This window comes from Kitasatospora sp. NPDC101235 (assembly GCF_044767505.1).
Taxonomy (GTDB): Bacteria; Actinomycetota; Actinomycetes; order Streptomycetales; family Streptomycetaceae; genus Kitasatospora.
On sequence record NZ_JBIWNZ010000001.1, the window covers coordinates 401,909 to 422,079 of the forward strand.

Consider the following 20,171-nt stretch of genomic DNA (forward strand, 5'->3'; position numbering starts at 1 on the left):
AGAGGAGTAATCGGGGTGGTCGGAGACGGTCGCCCACCTGGAATTTCCCGGCACGAAACGGTTTCTGCATCTTGCTGAAACATATTGCAGGCCGCTAGCTTCCTGGGAAATCGATCGCCCCTTCCCCTAAGGGAGCCCTCAGTGGCCGATGTCCCGCTCCGCCCCCGACGGAGCACTGCCCGACGAAGTACCGGCCGCCGCAGACCGCCAGGCCGCACGGCCGTCCTGCTGGCCGCCGCACTGACCGCCGCCACCCTCGGCAGCGCCCCCGCGGCCCTTGCCGCCGCCCCGCCGGCCCCGCCCTCGGACGCCGCGCTGGCGGCCACCGCCGGGCGGCACGACCTCACCCGCGAGCAGTTCTACTTCGTCCTGCCCGACCGCTTCGCCAACGGCGACGCCGCCAACGACACCGGGGGCATCACGGGCGGGCGGCTGGAGAACGGCTTCGACCCCGCCGACAAGGGCTTCTACCACGGCGGCGACCTGGCCGGACTGATACAGCGGCTCGACTACGTCCAGAACCTCGGCACCACCGCGATCTGGATGGCCCCGATCTTCAAGAACAAGCCGGTGCAGGGCAGCGGGGCCGACGCCTCGGCCGGCTACCACGGCTACTGGATCACCGACTTCACCCAGGTCGACCCGCACTTCGGCACCAACGAACAGCTCAAGGAGCTGATAGCCAAGGCACACGCCCGCGGCATCAAGGTCTTCTTCGACGTCATCACCAACCACACCGCCGACGTCGTCGACTACGCCGAGAAGCAGTACGGCTACCGTTCCACCGGCGCCTACCCGACCCTCGACGCGGACGGGAACCCGGTGGACGAGACCGCCGTCGCCGACGCGGGCGCCCCCTGGCCGAAGATCACCAAGGACTCCTTCCCCTACACCCCGGTCTTCCGCAGCCCGGCCGACGCCGGAGCCAAGACCCCGTCCTGGCTCAACGACCCGGCGCTGTACCACAACCGGGGCGACTCGACCTTCGTCGGCGAGTCCGCCACCGAGGGCGACTTCAGCGGCTTGGACGACCTCGACACCCAGAACCCCAAGGTGGTGAAGGGCTTCGAGAAGGTCTACCAGCAGTGGGTCAGGGACGCCGGCGTGGACGGCTTCCGGATCGACACCGTCAAGCACGTCGACATGGCGTTCTGGCAGCAGTGGGCGCCCGCGCTCAAGGACTTCGCCGCCAAGCAGGGCAACCGGAAGTTCTTCATGTTCGGCGAGGTCTACTCCGGGGACCCGGCGGTCACCTCGCCGTACGTCACGAAGGGCAGGCTCCAGGCCACCCTGGACTTCCCGTTCCAGGGCGCGGCCCGCTCCTACGTCTCGCAGGGCGGCTCGGCGCGCAACCTCGCCGACGTCTACGCCCAGGACTACCGCTACACCAGCGCCGACACCGACGCGTACGAGCTGCCGACCTTCCTCGGCAACCACGACATGGGCCGCTTCGGCTCCTTCCTGCTCGCCGACAACCCGGGCGCCGACGACGCGACCCTGCTGAGGAAGGACCGGCTCGGCAACGAGCTGCAGTTCCTCACCCGCGGGCAGCCCGTCGTCTACTACGGCGACGAGCAGGGCTTCACCGGCGCGGGCGGCGACAAGGACGCCCGGCAGGACCTGTTCGCCTCCAAGACCGCCTCGTACAACGGCGACCGGGTGCTCGGCGGCCCCTCCGGCCCGGCCGACCGGTACGGGCAGGGCGGCGAGCTCTACCAGGGCATCGCCGGGCTGGCCAGGCTGCGCCGGGACAACCCGGCACTGGCCGACGGCGCCCAGATCGAGCGCTACGCCGCCGACGGCGCGGGCGTGTACGCCTTCTCCCGGATCGACGCCGGGCAGCAGGTCGAGTACCTGGTCGCGGTCAACAACGCCACCGAGGCGAAGACCGTCACCCTGGACACCTTCTCGGCGGGGATGGGCTTCGACCGGATCTACCCGTCCGCGGGGGAGCGGATCACCAGCGGCGGCGACCGCAAGGTGACGGTCACCGTGCCGGCGCTCTCCTCCGTGGTGTTCAAGGCGGGCGGCAGGCTCGCGGCCGTCGGTGCCGCGCCGCAGCTCTCGGTGCAGCCGCCGGCGGACGGCTCGACCGGGCTGGTCACGGTCGGCGCCACGACGGGCGGCGGCTTCAACCGGGTGAGCTTCGCCGCCCAGATCGGCAACGGGCCCTGGCAGACGCTGGGCACGGCCGACACCGGGAAGTACGCCGTCACCCAGGACCTGGCCGCCGTCGCCCCCGGCACGGTGGTCCGCTACAAGGCCGTCGTGCAGGACTCCAGCGGTCACCTGCGCTCCGCCACCGCGAGCTTCACCACCGGCACCCCCGCGCCCAAGCCGGCGCCCACCGCCGGCTCGCGCCCGTACGCCGTCGTCCACTACAACCGGCCGGACGGCGACTACGACGGCTGGAACCTCTACGCCTGGGGCGACCTCGCCGACGGCGAGGCCACCCAGTGGCCGGCCGGGCACGCCTTCACCGGGCGGGACGCGTACGGCGCCTTCGCGTACGTGCGGCTCAAGCCCGGTGCCTCGGACGTCGGGTTCGTCGTCGAGAAGGACGGCGTCAAGGACGTCGACGCCGACCGGCACCTCGACGTCGGCAGCACCGGTGAGGTGTGGCTCAAGCAGGGCGACCCGGCCGTGCGCACCGCCAACCCCGGGCCGGCGAACAGCCAGCCCGCGAACACCGCCGTCATCCACTACAACCGGGCCGACGGCGACTACGACGGCTGGGGCCTGCACGACTGGACCGGCGCGGCCACCCCGACGGACTGGGGCAAGCCGCTGCTGCCCGCGCGCCGCGACGCCTTCGGTGCCGTCTTCGAGGTGCCGCTGGCCCCCGGGGCGACCAGCCTCAGCTACATCCTGCACAAGGGCAACGACAAGGACCTGCCCGCCGACCAGTCGCTGGACTTCGCCGTCAACGGCAAGGAGGTCTGGATCCTCGGCGGCCGCGAGGGCTACCTGCTGCCGCAGAACCCGGCCGCCTCCTCGCAGATCGACCTCACCGGCGCCAAGGCCCAGTGGATCGACGCCAGGACCGTCGTCGTCCCGGCGAACTTCGGCGCGGGCGACGACGCCCTGGCCGGCGGTACCAGCGCCCAGCTGGTGTACGACCCCGAGGGCGGCATCCGGGCGGACCGGGGCACGCTGACCAAGCCCGGCAAGTGGCTGCGGCTCACCCCGGTCAAGGGCGGGCTGACCGACGCGCAGAAGGCCAAGTACCCGCACCTGGCGGGCTACCGGGCCTTCACCGTGGACACCCGGGACGCCGCCCGCGTCCCGGCCGCGCTGCGCAGCCAGCTGCTGTTCACCGAACACCTGCCCAGCGGCGCCGTGCCGGCCGCCACCGGGGTGCAGATCCCGGGCGTGCTGGACGACCTGTACGCCGGGCGGACCGGCAAGGTGGACTTCGGACCGGCCTACTACAGCGGCAAGGTGGCGCTGTCGCTGTGGGCGCCGACCGCGCAGGAGGTCTCCGTCCAGGTCTTCGACAGCGCCACCGGGGGCACCCCGAAGACGCTGCCGCTGAAGCTGGACGACGAGACCGGGGTGTGGGAAGTCGTCCGTGACAAGCGCGAGTTGGACGGCAAGTACTACCTGTACCAGGTGAAGGTCTGGGCGCCCTCGACGCAGCAGCTGGTGGTCAACACCGTCACCGACCCGTACTCGGTGGCGCTCTCCACCGACTCCGGGCGCAGTCTGGTCGCCGACCTCGACGCCAAGGCGCTCAAGCCCGCGGGCTGGGACGACCACGCCCGCCCGCCGGCCGTCCCGCCCGCGCAGCAGCAGATCCAGGAGCTGCACGTCCGGGACTTCTCGGTCGAGGACCCCACCGTCCCGGCGGCCGAGCGCGGCACCTACCTCGCGTTCACCGAGTCGAACTCGGCCGGGATGCAGCACCTTCGGGAGCTCGCCAAGGCCGGGGTGACCACGGTGCACCTGCTGCCGACCTTCGACATCGCCACCATCCGGGAGAACCGGGCGGACCAGAAGCTGCCGGCCTGCGACCTCAAGTCCCTTCCGCCGGACGGCCCGAAGCAGCAGGAGTGCGTGGCGGCCGTGGCCGCCGACGACGCGTACAACTGGGGCTACGACCCGCTGCACTACAACGTGCCGGAGGGCTCCTATGCCGCTGCCACCGACCCTGGGGGTACCTCCCGGCCGGAGGCTGGGGGAGGCGTGGCCCGCACCGTGCAGTTCCGGCAGATGGTGCAGGCGATGCACGCGGCCGGGCTGCGGGTGGTGCTGGACGTGGTGTACAACCACACCGCCGCCAGTGGCCAGGCCGAGCACTCGGTGCTGGACCGGGTGGTGCCCGGCTACTACCAGCGGCTGGACGCCAACGGCAAGGTGACGACGGACAGTTGCTGCTCCGACACCGCGCCCGAGCACGCCATGATGAACCGGCTGGTGGTCGACTCGGTGACGCTGTGGGCCCGCGAGTACAAGGTGGACGGCTTCCGCTTCGACCTGATGGGCCTGGACCCGAAGTCCACCATGCTGGACGTGCAGGCCGCGCTGCGGAAGATGACGCCGGACTCGGACGGCGTGGACGGCAGGAACGTCTTCCTGTACGGCGAGGGCTGGAACTTCGGCGTCGTCGCCAACGACGCCCGCTTCGAGCAGGCCACCCAGCAGAACATGGCCGGCACCGGCATCGCCACCTTCGACGACCGGCTCCGGGACGCCGCCCGCGGCGGCAACTTCATGCTGAACTCCGCCCAGCAGCAGGGCTTCGCGTCGGGTCTGTACACCGACCCGAACGGCTCGGCCGCGAACGGCACCCCGGAGGAGCAGAAGGCCCGGCTGCTGCACCAGATGGACCAGCTGAAGGTCGGGCTGACCGGCAACCTGGCGGGCTACTCCTTCACCGACAGCTCCGGAAAGTCCGTCACCGGCGCCCAGGTCGACTACAACGGCGCCCCGACCGGGTACGCGGCCAAGCCCGGTGAGGCGGTGGAGTACGTGGACGCCCACGACAACACCGACCTCTTCGACGCGCTCGCGTACAAGCTGCCGGCCGGCACCGCGCCCGCCGACCGGGCCCGGATGCAGGCGTTCGGGCTCTCGCTCACCGCGCTCACCCAGGGCGCGGGCTTCGCCCAGGCCGGCAGCGACCTGCTGCGTTCCAAGTCGCTCGACTCCAACTCCTACGACTCGGGGGACTGGTTCAACGCGATCCACTGGCCCGACCCCTCGACGGGGGCGGCGGACGGCAACGGCTGGGGCCGCGGCCTGCCGATGGCGAAGGACAACCAGGAGCAGTGGGCGGCTGCCCGGTCCCTGCTGGCCGACCCGAGGCTGACGGTGGGGGCGGCCGACATCCGGGCGGCCTCGGCGCAGTACCAGGAGTTCCTGCGGATCAAGCAGTCCTCGCCGCTGTTCTCGCTGCCCACCCTGGCCGCCGTCCAGCAGCGGCTCTCCTACCCGCTCTCCGGCACCGCCGGCGAGACGCCCGGGGTGCTCACCCTGCACCTGGACGGCACCGGGCTGCCGGGGGCGGAGAAGGGCGTCACGGTGGTCTTCAACGCCACGCCCACGGCGCAGGCGCAGACCGTGCCGGCGCTGGCGGGCACCGGCCAGGCGCTGCACCCCGTCCAGGCCGGCGGGACGGACCGGGTGGTGCAGCGGTCCGGCTTCGACGCCGCGACCGGCACCTTCACCGTGCCGGGCCGCACCGTGGCGGTGTTCGTCCAACACTGATTCGTACACCACGACAACTCCCGGGCCCCGTACCACTGTTCAGGTGGTGCGGGGCCCGGTTCCGTTCCGGACGCACATTGGCCGGAAACCTCTGGTGGCACGGCCGGAACTGTGACGTGCCGGGTCCACCGGGCGCTGCCGGCCACCCGCCGGTGCCCGCCGGGGTTCTGAGTGCTGGTCATCGACCGCCGATAGTGATCGAACTTTGCCCGGGGTATGAAAACCGTGTTCACGAGTTCGTCGTGGGGTAACACAACTGACGGACCGGCCTGCATACGGTTTCGGTAATGAATCGGCCAATCCGTGGCATGCATCTGTCATTAAAGGCTCGGTTGCTGCCACGATTCCCCCGGCTGTAGTCGAGGGGGCCCCACCCCCCGGTGCAGCTGTTCCAGTTCAGGTGCAGCGCGTCCCGACCCTGCAAACGAGTTGTGAGCACCGCATCCGCACTCCCGTCGTACCCGGCGGGGGCCCCCACTGCGCCGCGACCCCGCGGCCCAGGTTTTCTCTCCACCGTGCGCGACCCAGCGCCGGTCGGAAAAGGAGTCCGCATGTCCCGTTACGCTCACGCCCGGAAGGCGGCGGTTGTCATGGCCGCCTCCACCGCGCTGCTGGTCACCGGCATACCGGTGATCGCCCAGGCGGCCACGCCGGATGCGCCGGCCGCCGTCGCGGCCCAGCAGGCGAACCGCGCCCAGCTGATCTCCGCCGCGAACCAGCAGACCACCTCCCTCGCCCAGAGCCTGGGCCTGAGCGGCTCGGAGAAGCTGGTCACCAAGGACGTCATCCAGGACGCGGACGGCACCCGCCACCTGCGGTACGAGCGCACCCTCAACGGACTGCCCGTCCTGGGTGGGGACCTGGTGGTGCACCAGGCGCCCACCGGTGCGACCAAGAGCGTCGACCGGGCCAGCACCGCCACGCTGAGCGGTGTGGACACCACGCCGAAGCTGGCCGCGCCGGCCGCGCAGAGCGCCGCGCTCGCCGCCGAGTCGGGCGCCGCGGTCGACACCGCGCCGCGCCTGGTGGTCTGGGCCGCCGACAACAGCCCCCGGCTGGCCTGGGAGACCGTCGTCTCCTCCACCAAGTCGGACGGCACCCCGAGCAAGATGCACGTCGTCACCGACGCCACCAGCGGCCAGGTCATCCAGCAGTGGGACGGCATCGAGACCGGCTCCGGCAAGGGCGTCTTCGTCGGCAACGTCACCATCGGTACGACCCAGTCGGGTTCGACGTACCAGATGAAGGACGGCGCCCGCGGTGGGATGTACACCACCAACCTGAACCACGGGACCTCGGGCACCGGCACGCTGTACAGCAAGTCCACCGACACCTGGGGCGACGGCACCGTCAACAACGGCGAGTCCGCCGCGGTCGACGCCCACTTCGGCGTCGCGGCCACCTGGGACTACTACAAGAACACCTTCGGCCGCAACGGCATCCGCAACGACGGTGTCGGCGCCTACAGCCGCGTCCACTACGGCAACAACTACGTGAACGCGTTCTGGGACGACTCCTGCTTCTGCATGACGTACGGCGACGGCAGCAACAACACCGCGCCGCTCACCGAGCTGGACGTCGCGGGCCACGAGATGAGCCACGGCGTCACCTCGGCCACCGCCAACCTGACCTACTCCGGCGAGTCCGGCGGCCTCAACGAGGCCACCTCGGACATCTTCGGCACGATGGTCGAGTTCTCCGCCAACATCCCGACCGACAACCCCGATTACCTGATCGGTGAGTTGATCAACATCAACGGGAACGGCACCCCGCTGCGCTACATGGACAAGCCGTCCAAGGACGGCGCCTCGGCCGACTACTGGTCCTCCACCGTCGGCAACAAGGACGTCCACTACTCGTCCGGCGTCGCCAACCACTTCTTCTACCTGCTGTCCGAGGGCAGCGGCGCGAAGGTGATCAACGGCGTCAGCTACGACTCGCCGACCCAGGGCAACATCTCGGTCACCGGCATCGGCCGGGACAAGGCCGCGGCCGTCTGGTACCGCGCGCTGACCACCTACATGACCTCCAGCACCAACTACGCCGCGGCGCGCACCGCGACGGAGAAGGCGGCCACCGACCTGTACGGTGCCGGCAGCGCCGAGCTGGCCGCGGTCAGCACCGCCTGGGCGGGCGTCAACGTCGGCACGGCGCCCTCGGGCGGCGTCACCGTCACCAACCCGGGCAACCAGTCCACCGCAGTGGGCGGCGCGGTCAACCTCCAGATCAACGCCACCGGCGGCACCGCCCCGCTGACCTACAGCGCGACCGGCCTGCCCACCGGGCTGTCGATCTCCTCCTCCGGTGCGATCACCGGCACCGCCTCCACCGCGGGCACCTACAACGTGACCGTCACGGCGAAGGACTCGGCCGGCAAGACCGGCACGACCAGCTTCACCTGGACCGTCTCCGCCGGTGGCGGCAGCTGCACCCCGGCGCAGCTGCTGGGCAACGAGGGCTTCGAGAGCGGCACCGCCGCCCCGTGGACGGCGTCCAGCGGCGTGCTGAACAGCAGCACCTCGCAGCCGGCCCGCAGCGGTTCGTGGAAGGCGTGGCTGGACGGCTACGGCTCCTCGCACACCGACTCGCTGTCGCAGACGGTGAGCATCCCCTCGGGCTGCAAGGCGACGCTGAGCTTCTGGCTGCACATCGACACCGCCGAGTCGGGCAGCACCGCGTACGACAAGCTGACCGTGTCGGTGAACGGCACCACGCTGAAGACCTACTCCAACGTGGACGCCGCGGCCGGCTACCAGCAGCGCACCTTCGACCTGTCGGCCTACGCGGGCCAGACGGTCACCGTGAAGTTCACCGGGACCGAGGACTCCTCGCTCCAGACGAGCTTCGTGATCGACGACACCTCCGTCCAGACCGGCTGAGCCCGGTCCGGCTCCTGAGGGGCCGGTGAACCAGGACAGGTGAGGGGCCCGGTGGCTACGGCTGCCGGGCCCTTGTCGTGCCGTCCGGTGGTGGGTGATGCGGAAACGTTGGTGCAGAAACGTATCTCCGGGGGCGTGAGCAAGGTCTTGACGGTCCGTTCGGGCACCTCTAGGTTCAGCGCTGCAAGTTTCCGGCAAGTTGCAGAAACTTCCTGCATGGCTTCGCCCCCCTCCGGCTGTCCCAACCCCAGCCACCCCCAGGAGACGACGTGGTCACCACCGCCCCCACCCTCCCCCAGCCTTCGGCCGGGGGGACCCCCAGGCCCGCCCGCGCGGCCGGTGCGCTCGCCGCCTCGGCGGCGCTCGCGCTCTCGCTCGGCACCTCCCTCGGTGCCCCCGCCGCCCAGGCCGCCCCGCCCGCGAACAACGGCAAGGACGTCACCGCCACCCTCTTCGAGTGGCGCTTCGACTCCGTCGCCCAGGCCTGCACCTCCACCCTCGGCCCCAAGGGCTACGGCTTCGTCGAGGTCTCCCCGCCGCAGGAGCACATCCAGGGTTCGCAGTGGTGGACCTCCTACCAGCCGGTCAGCTACAAGATCGCCGGACGGCTCGGCGACCGCACGTCCTTCAGGAACATGGTCGCCGCCTGCCACGCGGCCGGGGTCAAGGTGATCGCCGACGCGGTGGTCAACCACATGTCGGCGGGTTCCGGCACCGGCACCGGCGGTACCGCGTACACCAAGTACAACTACCCCGGCACGTACCAGAGCCAGGACTTCCACTCCTGCCGCCAGCCGATCACCAACTACCAGGACCGCGCCAACGTCCAGAACTGCGAGCTGGAGAGCCTCTCCGACCTGGACACCGGCAGCACGTACGTCCAGACCACCATCGCGCACTACCTGGACGACCTGGCCTCGCTCGGCGTCGACGGCTACCGGGTCGACGCCGCCAAGCACATCGCCGCCGCCGACCTCGCGGCGATCAAGGCCAAGATGGCCAACCCCAAGGCCTACTGGGTCCAGGAGGTCATCTACGGCGCCGGCGAGCCGATCCAGCCGACCGAGTACACCGGCACCGGCGACCTGGACGAGTTCCGGGTCGGCACCGACCTCAAGCGGATGTTCACCACCGACAAGCTCGCCAACCTCAGCGGCTGGGGCGCCTCCTGGGGCTACCTGCCGAGCGGCCAGGCGCGCGGCTTCGTCGACAACTGGGACACCGAGCGCAACGGCTCCACCCTCAACTACACCTACGGCAACACCTACACGCTGGCCAACGTCTTCCTGCTGGCCTCGCCGTACGGCGCCCCCAACGTCTACTCCGGCTACTCCTTCACCAACAAGGACGACGGCCCGCCGAACGGCGGCACCGTCAACGCCTGCTACCAGGACGGCTGGAACTGCACCCACGCCTGGCGGCAGGTCGCCAACATGGTCGGCTTCCGCAACGCGGTGGCGGGCACCGGGGTGACCGACTGGTGGTCCAACGGCAACAACGCGATCGCCTTCGGCCGCGGCAACAGGGGCTACGTCGCGATCAACCACGAGAGCGGCGCGATCACCCGGACCTTCCAGACCGGGCTGCCGGCCGGCACCTACTGCGACGTCCAGCACGGCGACCCGCAGCCGGGCGGCGGCTGCACCGGCCCGACGTACCAGGTGGGTGCCAACGGGCAGTTCACCGCGACGGTCGGCGCGGGCGACGCGGTCGCGCTGTACGTCCAGTCCGGCGCGAGCGTCTCCGGTGCCTCGTTCAACGTCAACGCCACCACCTCGTACGGTCAGAACCTCTACGTGGTCGGCGACGTCGCGGCGCTCGGCGGCTGGGACCCGGCGAAGGCGCTGCCGCTCTCCTCGGCGGGCTACCCGGTCTGGTCGCTGGCGCTGTCGCTGCCGGCCGGCACGTCCTTCCAGTACAAGTACGTCCGCAAGGACACGAGCGGTGCGGTGACCTGGGAGTCCGGCGCCAACCGGACGGCGACGGTGCCCTCGGGCGGGACGGTCACGTTGAACGACACCTGGCGGCCGTGAGCCGTGGTCCCGGGTCCGGCCGGGCGATCCGGCCGTGACCCGGGAGCACCGGCGTCCACCGGCGTCCATCGGCCGGGCGGGGGCGGCGGGGCGCTGCGCCACCGGTACTCGCACGAGGGGTGACGGCCCGTCCGTCACCCCCGGCCGATGTACGGCATGGCCGTCGCCATCACGGTGGCGAACTGCACGTTGGCCTCCAGCGGCAGCCCGGCCATGTGTCGCACGGTGCGTGCCACGTCGGCCACGTCCATGGTCGGCTCGGGGGCGATCCGGCCGTCCGCCTGCCGCACGCCCGTGCCCATCGCCGCCGTCATGTCGGTCGCCGCGTTGCCGATGTCGATCTGCCCGCAGGCGATCCGGTGCGGGCGGCCGTCCAGCGACAGTGACTTGGTCAGGCCGGTGACGGCGTGCTTGGTCGCGGTGTAGGCGATCGAGTTCGGGCGCGGGACGTGCGCGGAGATCGAGCCGTTGTTGATGATCCGGCCGCCCTGCGGGTCCTGCGCCTTCATCTGCCGGAACGCGGCCCGGGCGCAGAGGAAGGCGCCGGTCAGGTTGAGGTCGACCACGGCCCGCCAGTCCTCGACCGCCAGTTCCTCCACCGGGACGGCCGGGCCGAAGGTGCCGGCGTTGTTGAACAGCAGGTCCACCCGGCCGTGGTGCTCGGTGGCCGCGGCGAACAGCGCGTCCACCGAGGCCGGGGCGGTGACGTCGGTCGGCACCACGTCGGCCGGGGCGGCACAGAGCCGGGCGGTCTCCCGCAGCGGCCCGGACCGCCGGCCTGCCAGCACCGTCCGCCAGCCGGCCGCGGCCAGTTCGACCGCCACGGCCCGGCCGACGCCGCTCCCGGCTCCGGTGACGACGGCGATCCGCTGGTTCATGGCACCCTCCTCGATGACTGTTCCCGGCCGGCCCTGGGCGTACCTCGTGATCGTCGCGGATCGGCGGGCCGCCGTCACCGGTCAAAACGCCGAAATCCGGACGGCTCGGCGGGAGTCCGGCGGCCACCCCCGCCATCCGGCCCCCGCCGTTCGGGGGGAGCGGTGAAGGCCTTTACCCGATCGCGAACAAACATTGGATTTCCGGCGGTCACCTCGCAACCGGCCCACCCCGGCCCACGTCATAAGATCGCAGGAAGGCGCACCCCCGCGAGGGGCGGCGCGCCATCACTCCGGGGGGCGCTCCAGCGCTGTGCCCCGGGCCTGTCCGGCCCCACCGGGGGGCCGCCGCCCGGTCAGACGGACCGGGCGCGACATCGGTCGGAGAGTCCTCACCGTGCTTAGGCAGTCGTCCCGTTCCCGCGCCGTCCTGTCCGGCGCCGCCGTGCTCGCCCTGGCCGCCTCGCTCGCGGCCTGCGGGAGTTCCGGCGGTGGGAAGGGGGGCGGCGCCACGGCGAACGCCACCCCGGCCGGCAGCAGCAGCTCGGCGGGCAGCCCGAGCGCCACCGGCACCACCCCGGGCGCGACCGTCAGCGCGACCACGGCCGCCGCCGGAAAGGTGCTGATGCCCACCGGGCCCGCCGCCGGCCTCAACAAGGTCCGGGACACCAGTGCCGGCCCGATCATGATGACCAAGGTGACCGGCGCGAAGTCCGGCGTCACCGGCCAGGTCTGGGTCTGGCTGCCGCCCGAGTACAACGACCCCAAGTTCGCCAAGACCGGCTTCCCGGTGCTCACCCTCTTCGCCGGTGGCCAGAGCAACGGCTACAACACCTGGACCGACAACCAGCTGCCGATCCAGGAGGAGAACGAGCGGCTGGTCAAGGAGGGCAAGTCCCATCCGTTCATCATGATCATGCCCGTGCAGAACTTCAACAACGACGAGAAGAACGCGCTGGACTGCTCCGACATCCCGGGTCAGCCCAAGATGGCCACCTGGATGGCCGAGGACATCCCGGACTTCGTCCGCGCCAACTTCCGCACCGTGAAGGGCCGCGACGGCTGGGGCGTGATGGGAGCCTCCACCGGCGGCTTCTGCAGCGCCAAGCTCGCCCTCCAGTACCCGCAGGTCTACAAGGCCGCGGTGCCGATCGACGGCTACTTCATACCGGACTCGCTGCTGTGGAAGGGCCACGAGGCCGAGCGCGAGGCCAACAACCCGGACGTGCTGGTCGCCCAGGGCAAGGCCGACGTGAGCATGCTGGTCACCGCGGGCGGCGCCAACCCGTACGAGACCAAGGTGGTCAAGAACTGGGTGGCCAAGGCGGTGCCGCCGGTGAGCCTCGAGTACCACGAGCAGCCCGGCGGCAAGCACCTGACCTCGGACTTCAAGAAGATGATCCCGGACACCCTGGTGTGGCTCACCGCTCACCTGGCGGGGCCGGCGGCCGACTGAGGCCCCTGCTCCCACCCGCACCGCCGGTGCCAGGACGCGTTCGCGCTCCCGGCACCGGCGGTCCTGTTCTTCCGGCGCCGTTCCGGCGGGCCGCCGGTGATCGCCGCCCAGTTCGGGCGGGCCGCCGGTGGTCTCCGCCCAGTTCCGGCGCCCGTCCGCAGGCCCGTGACCTGCGCGTCAATCGGACATTGATTCGCTTCTGATGAGCTGCGAGCACCTTGGCTGGGGCGGTCCTCACCGGCCGCCGCCACCCGCCGTGCCCCAAGCCTTGAAGAGAGTCCCATGTCGATCCACCTGGTGCCCCCGTCCACCCTCACCGTGCCCGCGCAGGCCCGGCCCGGAGCCGACTCGCTGGGCGCGGACGCGTACGGTCGGGCCGCGGACGACGAGCCGGTCACCCCGCGGTTCGCCGGCCTGCGCCTGGTCCACGCCGCGATGCGCCGGGACCTCGCCCGGCTGCCCAACGCGCTGCGGCTGCTCCAGCCCGACGAGGACCACAAGGGCGAGGCGCTGCTGCGGCACTGGAACTTCATGACCGCGATGCTCACCTGCCACCACGAGCAGCAGGACACCCGGCTCTGGCCGATCGTGCGCCGCTTCGCGCCCGAGCTGCGGCTGCTGCTCAACTGGCTGGAGGACGACCACCACAACCTGGACCACTCCTTCACCCGGGTCACCACGCTGGTGCGGATCGCCAGCCGGGACACCGGCAGCGCCTGGCCGGTCGCGTACGCGATGGAGGACCTGGCGGCCCGGCTGGAGACCCACCTGCGGATCGAGGAGCGGCAGCTGCTGCCCCGGATGGAGCGGGTGATCGCCGAGGGCTCCCGGCTCGGCGGGCTGGGCGAGCTGCTGGACCTGCTGCGCCTGGCCGACGGCCCGGGCATGGCGGACGCGCTGGCCTGGCTGCTGGAGGGCGTGGAGCCCGCGCTGGTCGAGCGGCTGCTGGCCGAGTGCGACGACGACGTGGCCCGCAACTGGCCGCACTGGCACGCCACTTACCAGCGCTGCACCTCGCCGCTGTGGGGCCCGGCGGACGGTCCGGCCGCCGGCGCCGGAACGGGCCTCGGCTTCGGCGGCCTGGGGAGCATCGCCGACTGACTCCGGGGCGCTTTTGCGGGCCGTGGATCTACGCGCGTGGCATGAGCCTCCGATACGGGCCTCCGGCATATGCCGGATCGCCCGCCGGTTTCAGACGGACAGTCAACTGTTCACATCCCCTAAGGGATTCGACCCATCGCTCTCAGGGTCGGGCCGCCCCGGCCGCTCCGGGCCGTGCCAGGGGAGGCGTCACGCCGGCGGTTGATGACGGGCCGTGCCCGCCGTACTACCGTCGACGGCATGACCACAGAGCGCAGCACCCCCAACCCGCACCGCACCCGCCTCCGGACCCGCTTCCGGCGCGGCCCGGCGTTCCTCACCGCCGGCGCCGTCCTGATACTCGGCGCCGGACTGACCGCTTGTGAGGGCACCGTGGCACTCTGCCTGGACGACCACAAGTGCACCGTCACCGTCACGACCGACGGTGACGACGACTCCAAGACCGTCAAGGTCTTCGGCGGCGACAAATCGGTGAGCATGACCGTCGGCCACATCACCGACAACTCGGCCGAGGTGACCATCGGCGACACCAAGAAGACCGTCACCAAGAACTCCGAGACCTCCGTCGGCAGCGTCAGGGTCACCCTGCGCGAGACGGAGAAGAAGCGCCACTACGTCGAGGCGCACGTCGAGCGGGACTGACCGCCCCCGGCGGCCCCGGCAGTCCCGGCAGTGAGGACGCGCTCCCCGGCGCCTACTCCGTCAGGCGGTTGAGCCACTCCAGCGGGGCGACCCGGATCGCCGTGTGCGGCGATCCGTCCCACTCCGCCGGGAGCCCGACCGCCTCCAGCGCGGCGACCACCACCCGCCCGACCTCCACCGTCCGGCGCTCCGAGACCTCCGCCGCCTCCTCCCCGGCGCGGAACCCTCCGTAGCGCAGCATCAGCCCCCGCCCGGCGGCCGCCGCCTCGGTGTCCTGCTGGTGGAAGAAGACGAAGCCGACCGAATCCTCCCCGGCCTCGCCGCCGATCTCCGCGTAGCCGCAGCCCGCACAGCAGGTGAAGTCCATTGCCGCGACGATGCCCTGGTCCTCCAGCGCGTCGAAGGCGTCCGCCAGCCGGTCCACGTCGGTGGTCTCCGGCCAGGACGCCTGCTCGGCCAGCCGCTCGGTCCACAGCGGAGCGACGATCCGCTCCGCCTCCTCCTGTGTCAGTCCCTGGTCGTCGAGGACCTCGACCAGGGACTCGGCTATCTCGTCCGGCTCCTGGAAGCCGCACCGGATCAACTCGCGGGCCCGCTCCTGGGCTTCGCGCAGCACGTCGGGGGTGAGAACCGTCTCCTCGGTCATGCCCGAATCCTCGCACCCGCCACTGACAGCGAGAGTGACAGCCGTCAGCGGAGGCCAGCCCGCCCGGTGCTACCGTCCGCCGGTGACTTCTCTGCTGCAACCACCGCTGATCACCCGGCTGCTGGCCGCCGAGCGCATCCTGGTCGCCGGGGCCGGCGGCGGCTTCGACGTGTACGCCGGGTTGCCGATCGCCCTCGCCCTGCGGGCCGCGGGCAAGGAGGTGCACCTGGCCAACCTCTCCTTCACCCACCTCTACGGCCTGCCCCTCGAAGTCTGGGCGGAGCCCGACGTGGCCCGGATCGGACCGGACACCGCCGCCCCCGAGGGCTACTTCCCGGAGCGCACCCTGGCCCGCTGGCTGAACCGGCACGGGATGCCCGACACCGTGTGGGCCTTCCCGACGGTCGGCGTGCAGCCGCTGCGCGAGGCCTACCGCGCGCTGGTCGGCCGCCTGGGCGTGGACGCGATCCTGCTGGTGGACGGCGGCACCGACATCCTGATGCGCGGCGACGAGGCCGGGCTCGGCACCCCGGAGGAGGACATGGCGAGCCTGGCCGCGGTGGCCGGCCTGTCCGACGTGCCCGAGCGGCTGGTCGCCTGCCTCGGCTTCGGCATCGACGCCCACCACGGCGTCAACCACTCCCTGGTGCTGGAGAACCTCGCCGCGCTCGACCGGGCCGGAGGCTACCTCGGGGCCTTCTCCATCCCGCGCGACAGCCGGGAGGGGGTGCTGTACCTGGACGCCGTCGAGCACGCCCGGGCCGCCTTCCCGGAACACCCCAGCATCGTGAACGGCTCGGTGGCGGCGGCGCTGCGCGGCGAGTTCGGTGACGTCCGCTTCACCGAGCGGACCAAGGGCGAGCAGCTCTTCGTCAATCCGCTGATGACGCTCTACTTCGGCGTCACAGTCGATGCGCTGGTCGCCGAGCACCGGTACCTGGACCGGCTGGAGCAGACCGTGCTGACCCGCCAGATCGCCACCGTCGTCGCGGAGTTCCAGGACGAGCTGCCCCGTCAGCGGCCGCCCCGGCAGTTCCCGCACTGACCCGGGGCACGGCACCCGGGCCGGGCGGCGGCGGGTCCGGTCAGAACGCGGCGAGCCGGAACTCCAGGTTCCCGAACCGCACCTGGTCGCCCGGCCGGACCCGTACGCCGCCCGCTATCCGGCGCCCGTTCACGTGCGTGCCGTTGGTCGAGCCGAGGTCGTACAGCACCCAGCCGCCCTGCTCGTGCCGCAGTTCGGCGTGGTGCCGGGACACCGAGGCGTCGTGCAGCCGCAGCCCCGAGCCGGGGAGCCGGCCGATCGTCAACTGCCCGGCCCCGGCCTGCGGCAGGCTCAGCCCTGGCAGCCGCTCGGTGCGCCAGGCCCGGCCCAGCCGGTCGCCGAAGGCGGAGACCCGGCCGACCGTGCGCAGCATGAAGCGCTCGACCGGCCCGCCGGTCGGCAGCCCGGCCACCGCCGCGTCCAACTCGCCGCGGCTGGTGGCGTGCAGGACGATGTCCATCCGTCCGAGGAAGGTGTCGTGCGAGAGCCTCCCGCTGCCCGCGCCGTCCCGCAGCGCCCCGAGCGCCTGCTCCCGTTCGGCGTCGGAGGGCCGGACCGCGCCGGTCGGCCCGGCCGCGCCGGTGGGGAGCTCAGGAGGCGTCATGGCCAAATTGTCGGCGCGGCCGACTCCGGCTGTCCAGATCACGCCGTGCGCGGGGTTCGTACGTCACGGCAGTCCAGACGCCCTTACCGGCCGGGCGGTTCCGCGCGTTCCGGTCGTGCGGCCAGGCCCGCTCCGGGGTGCCGTCCGGCCGGTCCAGGGGGCCGCCCGGCCCGTGCCGGAGTGCGGTACGGGCCGTCAGACCTTGCGGGCGGCCGCCAGGATCTTCTCCGTGGTGTGCAGGAACCGGGAGGTGACCGCGCCCCGGTAGGCCTTGCCGAACATCTCCTTGGTGACCCACTTGCCGTCCTGGAGGTGGATCACGACGTACGCCGCCCCCGGACCGGCGCCGAGCACCTCGACGTCGCCCTTCGGCGAGCGGTGGGGGAAGGCCAGCCCGGCAGGCAGCGGCTCGGAGAGGAAGGCGACGACGAGCCGGACGTCCGGCGTCACCTCGACGCCCCGGAACGGTTCGGCGGCGAGCAGGTCGGCCACCTCGTCCACCGTGCGCAGCAGCACCGGCACCGGGTACCCGAGCGACTGCTCCAGGTGCTCCTCGATCCGCCGGGTCAGCGCCGCGCGGTCCGGCTCGTCGGTGGTGAAGAAGACGTTGCCGGTCTGGATGTAGGAGCGGACGTTCCCCAGCCCGAGCTCGGCGAAGAGCGCCCGCAGCCGCTCCATCCTCACCGTCCGGCCGCCGACGTTGATGGCCCGCAGGAAGGCGATGTACGTGGTCGTGGTGGTCACCCCGCCAGTGTGGCACCGGCCACCGACAGCGGTCCGGTGCTCCTCGTCCGCCCGTCCCGTGCGTCCTGCCCCGTCCGCCCCGTTCGCGTACGGCGGTTGTCGGTGCCGGGTGCCAGACTGGCGCCATGGCTACCTGGCAGGATTTCGAGCACGAGGCCCCCGATCTGGCGCCCCTGGTCCGGGCCCGGTTCGAGGCGAACAAGCACCACGTCCTGGCGACGCTGCGCAAGGACGGAGCGCCCCGGGTGAGCGGGACGGAGGTCGACTTCGTCGGCGCCGACCTCTGGATCGGGTCGATGTACGGCGCGGTCAAGGCACGTGACCTCCAGCGCGACGCCCGCTTCGCCCTGCACGCGCACCCGGGGGACGAGACCATGGCCGGCGGGGACTCGAAGGTCTCCGGCCGGGCGGTGGAGATCACCGACGAGACCGAACTCGACGCCTTCGCCGCCGATCTGCCCGAGCCGCCGCCCACCCCGTTCCACGCGTTCCGGCTGGAGCTCGACCAGGTGGTGCACACCGCCCTGGAGGGCGACCACCTGGTCGTCCACAACTGGCACCCGGGCCGGCCGGTGGAGAAGATCCGGCTCCACTGACCGGCCCGAGCGGCCCGCCGGCCCTACGGCAGAACGGACTTGAGGGCCTCGGGGGTGCGGGCCACGACGGCGTGCCCGTCGTCCGCGGTGATGATCGGGCGCTGGATCAGGATCGGGTGCTCGGCCATCGCCGCGATCCAGCGCTCCCGCTCACCCGCCTCCCGGGGCCAGTCCTTCATCCCCAGGTCCTTCGCGGCCTGCTCGTCGGTGCGGGTGATGTCCCACGGCTCCAGGCCCAGGCGCTCCAGCACCTTGCTCAGCTCGGCCGCGGTCGGCGGCTCCTCCAGGTAGCGCCGCACGGTGTACTCGACGCCGGCGTCGTCCAGCTCGCCGAGCGCGGTCCGGCACTTGCTGCACCGCGGGTTGATCCAGATCTCCATGCCGGCAACCCTATCGAGCCGTCCCCGCCCGCCCCGGGACCCGCCGCGCCCGATTCGGCCGGACCCGCCCCGCCCGGCAGCCGGCGCCGCCCCGGCACGCGATTCGATCCGCCCGGGAACTCCGCCGCGCCCACCGGTGGTTGACCGAGCAGGAAGCGTGATCTCGGGAGGGGAGTGCCGGATGGACGGCGCGGCGATCATCGAACAGCTGATGACCACGGAGGTCAGGACCGATCCGTACCCGCTGTACGCCAGGGCCCGCGAGCTGGGCCCGGTGGCCCCGGCCGGAGAGGGCATGTTCGTGGTGAGCGGCTACGCGGCGGTCAACAAGGTGCTGCGCACGCCCGCCTTCGGCGTCGCGACCGCCGAGATGATGGCCGGCCTGGCCCCCGAGTACGCGGTGCACTCCTCGCTGGCCCTGTTCGGCCGCTCGATCCTCCAGCGCAACGCCCCCGACCAGCCCCGGGTCCGCTCGCTGATCGCCTCGGTGTTCACCGCCCGCCGGGTCGCCGCGCTGCGCCCGGCCGTGGAGACGGCGGTCGCCCGGCTGCTGGACGGGATGGCCGAGCAGGGCGCCGACGGATCGCCGGTGGACTTCATGGACGCCTTCGCCTTCCGGCTGCCGGTCGGGGTGATCTGCGAGCTGCTCGGCGTCCCCGAGCAGGACCGCTACCGCTTCCGCGACCTCGCCTCGGACCTGACCGTCGCGCTGGAGATCATCCAGGACCTGGACGAGCTGACCGCCGCCGACGAGGCCGCCGACGAGCTGGCCCGGTACTTCACCGAGCTGGCCGCCGAGCGCCTGGCCCGTCCGCAGGACGACCTGGTCAGCGACCTGGCCCGGATCGCCGCCGCGGACGACGAGCGGCTCTCCGCCCAGGAGCTGCTGGCCAACCTGGTGCTGCTGCTGGTGGCCGGCTTCGAGACCACCACCAACCTGCTCGGCAACGGCCTGTCCCTGCTGTTCCGCCACCCCGAGGCGGCCGCCGGGCTGCGCAGCGGAGCGGTCACCCCGGCCGGGTTCACCGACGAGGTGCTGCGCTTCGACTCCCCGGTCCAGGCCACCGGGCGGGTCGCGCTGGAGGAGGGCCTGGCCATCGAGGGCCTGCCGATCCCGCCCGGCAACGCGGTGACCCTGCTGATCGGCTCGGCCAACCACGACCCGGCCCGGTACGAGCGCCCCGAGGTGTTCGACCCGACCCGCACCGACAGCCAGCCGCTCAGCTTCGGCGGCGGCACGCACTTCTGCCTGGGCTCCCAGCTGGCCCGGCTGGAGGCCGAGGTCGCGGTGCCCGCCCTGCTGGACCGCTTCCCCCGGCTCGCCCCCGGTGGCGTCCCCACCCGGCGCGACCACCTGGTGCTGCGTGGCTACGAGACCCTGCCGGTGACCGTCCGCTGACGCTCCGTTCCCGGGGCCGGGGACCGGCTCCTCCGGCCCCGTGGACCAGGACGTTCGGCTGT

The 20,171-nt window shown here is 72.0% G+C and carries 14 protein-coding genes; 9 read left to right on the forward strand and 5 right to left on the reverse strand.

Annotated elements, in window-relative coordinates:
- The first annotated feature begins 141 nt into the window (after positions 1–141).
- The 3 genes from pulA (at position 142) to ACIRRH_RS01945 (ending at position 10,621) form a co-directional block, all read left to right on the forward strand.
- Positions 142–5,709 (forward strand): pullulanase-type alpha-1,6-glucosidase, encoded by a 5,568-nt coding sequence (pulA, locus tag ACIRRH_RS01935; RefSeq protein ID WP_403060310.1) that lies wholly within the window; start codon positions 142–144, stop codon positions 5,707–5,709.
- Positions 5,710–6,260: 551 nt separating this feature from the next.
- A complete protein-coding gene (locus ACIRRH_RS01940) occupies positions 6,261–8,588 on the forward strand; it encodes a M4 family metallopeptidase (RefSeq protein WP_403060313.1) in 2,328 nt (775 codons plus the stop codon).
- A 269-nt stretch (positions 8,589–8,857) separates the two neighbouring features.
- A complete protein-coding gene (locus tag ACIRRH_RS01945; protein WP_403060316.1) occupies positions 8,858–10,621 on the forward strand; it encodes a carbohydrate-binding module family 20 domain-containing protein in 1,764 nt (587 codons plus the stop codon).
- A 134-nt stretch (positions 10,622–10,755) separates the two neighbouring features.
- Here the strand turns inward: ACIRRH_RS01945 and ACIRRH_RS01950 are convergent, their stop codons facing one another.
- Positions 10,756–11,499: an SDR family oxidoreductase gene (locus tag ACIRRH_RS01950; protein WP_403060319.1), complete on the reverse strand. Its 744-nt coding sequence runs from the start codon at positions 11,497–11,499 to the stop codon at positions 10,756–10,758.
- Between the two features lie 394 nt (positions 11,500–11,893).
- Here ACIRRH_RS01950 and ACIRRH_RS01955 point away from each other — a divergent pair, with 394 nt between their 5' ends.
- From ACIRRH_RS01955 to ACIRRH_RS01965, 3 genes are all read left to right on the forward strand, one after another.
- Entirely contained in the window at positions 11,894–12,952 is a 1,059-nt protein-coding gene (locus tag ACIRRH_RS01955; RefSeq protein ID WP_403060322.1) for an alpha/beta hydrolase, read from the forward strand.
- A gap of 282 nt (positions 12,953–13,234) precedes the next feature.
- Entirely contained in the window at positions 13,235–14,053 is an 819-nt protein-coding gene (locus ACIRRH_RS01960; RefSeq protein WP_403060325.1) for a hemerythrin domain-containing protein, read from the forward strand.
- A 240-nt stretch (positions 14,054–14,293) separates the two neighbouring features.
- Positions 14,294–14,695, forward strand: a complete 402-nt coding sequence (locus ACIRRH_RS01965; protein ID WP_403060328.1) for a hypothetical protein — start codon at positions 14,294–14,296, stop codon at positions 14,693–14,695.
- Between the two features lie 52 nt (positions 14,696–14,747).
- Here ACIRRH_RS01965 and ACIRRH_RS01970 read toward each other — a convergent pair whose 3' ends face one another.
- Positions 14,748–15,341: a DUF6891 domain-containing protein gene (locus ACIRRH_RS01970; RefSeq protein WP_403060331.1), complete on the reverse strand. Its 594-nt coding sequence runs from the start codon at positions 15,339–15,341 to the stop codon at positions 14,748–14,750.
- Between the two features lie 82 nt (positions 15,342–15,423).
- Here ACIRRH_RS01970 and ACIRRH_RS01975 point away from each other — a divergent pair, with 82 nt between their 5' ends.
- On the forward strand, positions 15,424–16,386 hold the full coding sequence (locus ACIRRH_RS01975) for a DUF1152 domain-containing protein (protein WP_403060334.1): 963 nt from the start codon (positions 15,424–15,426) through the stop codon (positions 16,384–16,386).
- A gap of 40 nt (positions 16,387–16,426) precedes the next feature.
- Here the strand turns inward: ACIRRH_RS01975 and ACIRRH_RS01980 are convergent, their stop codons facing one another.
- Together ACIRRH_RS01980 and ACIRRH_RS01985 are read right to left on the reverse strand one after the other, a co-directional pair.
- Positions 16,427–16,990, reverse strand: a complete 564-nt coding sequence (locus tag ACIRRH_RS01980; protein WP_403060337.1) for an FHA domain-containing protein — start codon at positions 16,988–16,990, stop codon at positions 16,427–16,429.
- 195 nt (positions 16,991–17,185) lie between these two features.
- Positions 17,186–17,734, reverse strand: a complete 549-nt coding sequence (locus ACIRRH_RS01985; protein WP_403060340.1) for a DUF1697 domain-containing protein — start codon at positions 17,732–17,734, stop codon at positions 17,186–17,188.
- A 125-nt stretch (positions 17,735–17,859) separates the two neighbouring features.
- Between ACIRRH_RS01985 and ACIRRH_RS01990 the strand changes: the two genes are divergently transcribed.
- Positions 17,860–18,330, forward strand: coding sequence for a pyridoxamine 5'-phosphate oxidase family protein (locus tag ACIRRH_RS01990; RefSeq protein WP_403060343.1), 471 nt, complete (start codon positions 17,860–17,862; stop codon positions 18,328–18,330).
- 23 nt (positions 18,331–18,353) lie between these two features.
- On the opposite strand, the gene ACIRRH_RS01995 is transcribed toward ACIRRH_RS01990, so the two are convergent.
- Positions 18,354–18,710, reverse strand: coding sequence for an arsenate reductase family protein (locus ACIRRH_RS01995; protein ID WP_403060346.1), 357 nt, complete (start codon positions 18,708–18,710; stop codon positions 18,354–18,356).
- A gap of 181 nt (positions 18,711–18,891) precedes the next feature.
- Between ACIRRH_RS01995 and ACIRRH_RS02000 the strand changes: the two genes are divergently transcribed.
- A complete protein-coding gene (locus ACIRRH_RS02000; protein ID WP_403060348.1) occupies positions 18,892–20,109 on the forward strand; it encodes a cytochrome P450 in 1,218 nt (405 codons plus the stop codon).
- The last annotated feature ends 62 nt before the right edge of the window (positions 20,110–20,171 follow it).

Bases quoted from the DNA above. Each gene is read 5' to 3' on its own strand.
- ACIRRH_RS01940 (WP_403060313.1), top strand. From the start codon at position 6,261: ATGTCCCGTTACGCTCACGCCCGGAAGGCGGCGGTTGTCATGGCCGCC.
- ACIRRH_RS01950 (WP_403060319.1), bottom strand. From the start codon at position 11,499: ATGAACCAGCGGATCGCCGTCGTCACCGGAGCCGGGAGCGGCGTCGGC.
- ACIRRH_RS01960 (WP_403060325.1), top strand. From the start codon at position 13,235: ATGTCGATCCACCTGGTGCCCCCGTCCACCCTCACCGTGCCCGCGCAG.
- ACIRRH_RS01965 (WP_403060328.1), top strand. From the start codon at position 14,294: ATGACCACAGAGCGCAGCACCCCCAACCCGCACCGCACCCGCCTCCGG.
- ACIRRH_RS01970 (WP_403060331.1), bottom strand. From the start codon at position 15,341: ATGACCGAGGAGACGGTTCTCACCCCCGACGTGCTGCGCGAAGCCCAG.
- ACIRRH_RS01980 (WP_403060337.1), bottom strand. From the start codon at position 16,990: ATGACGCCTCCTGAGCTCCCCACCGGCGCGGCCGGGCCGACCGGCGCG.
- ACIRRH_RS01990 (WP_403060343.1), top strand. From the start codon at position 17,860: ATGGCTACCTGGCAGGATTTCGAGCACGAGGCCCCCGATCTGGCGCCC.
- ACIRRH_RS01995 (WP_403060346.1), bottom strand. From the start codon at position 18,710: ATGGAGATCTGGATCAACCCGCGGTGCAGCAAGTGCCGGACCGCGCTC.
- ACIRRH_RS02000 (WP_403060348.1), top strand. From the start codon at position 18,892: ATGGACGGCGCGGCGATCATCGAACAGCTGATGACCACGGAGGTCAGG.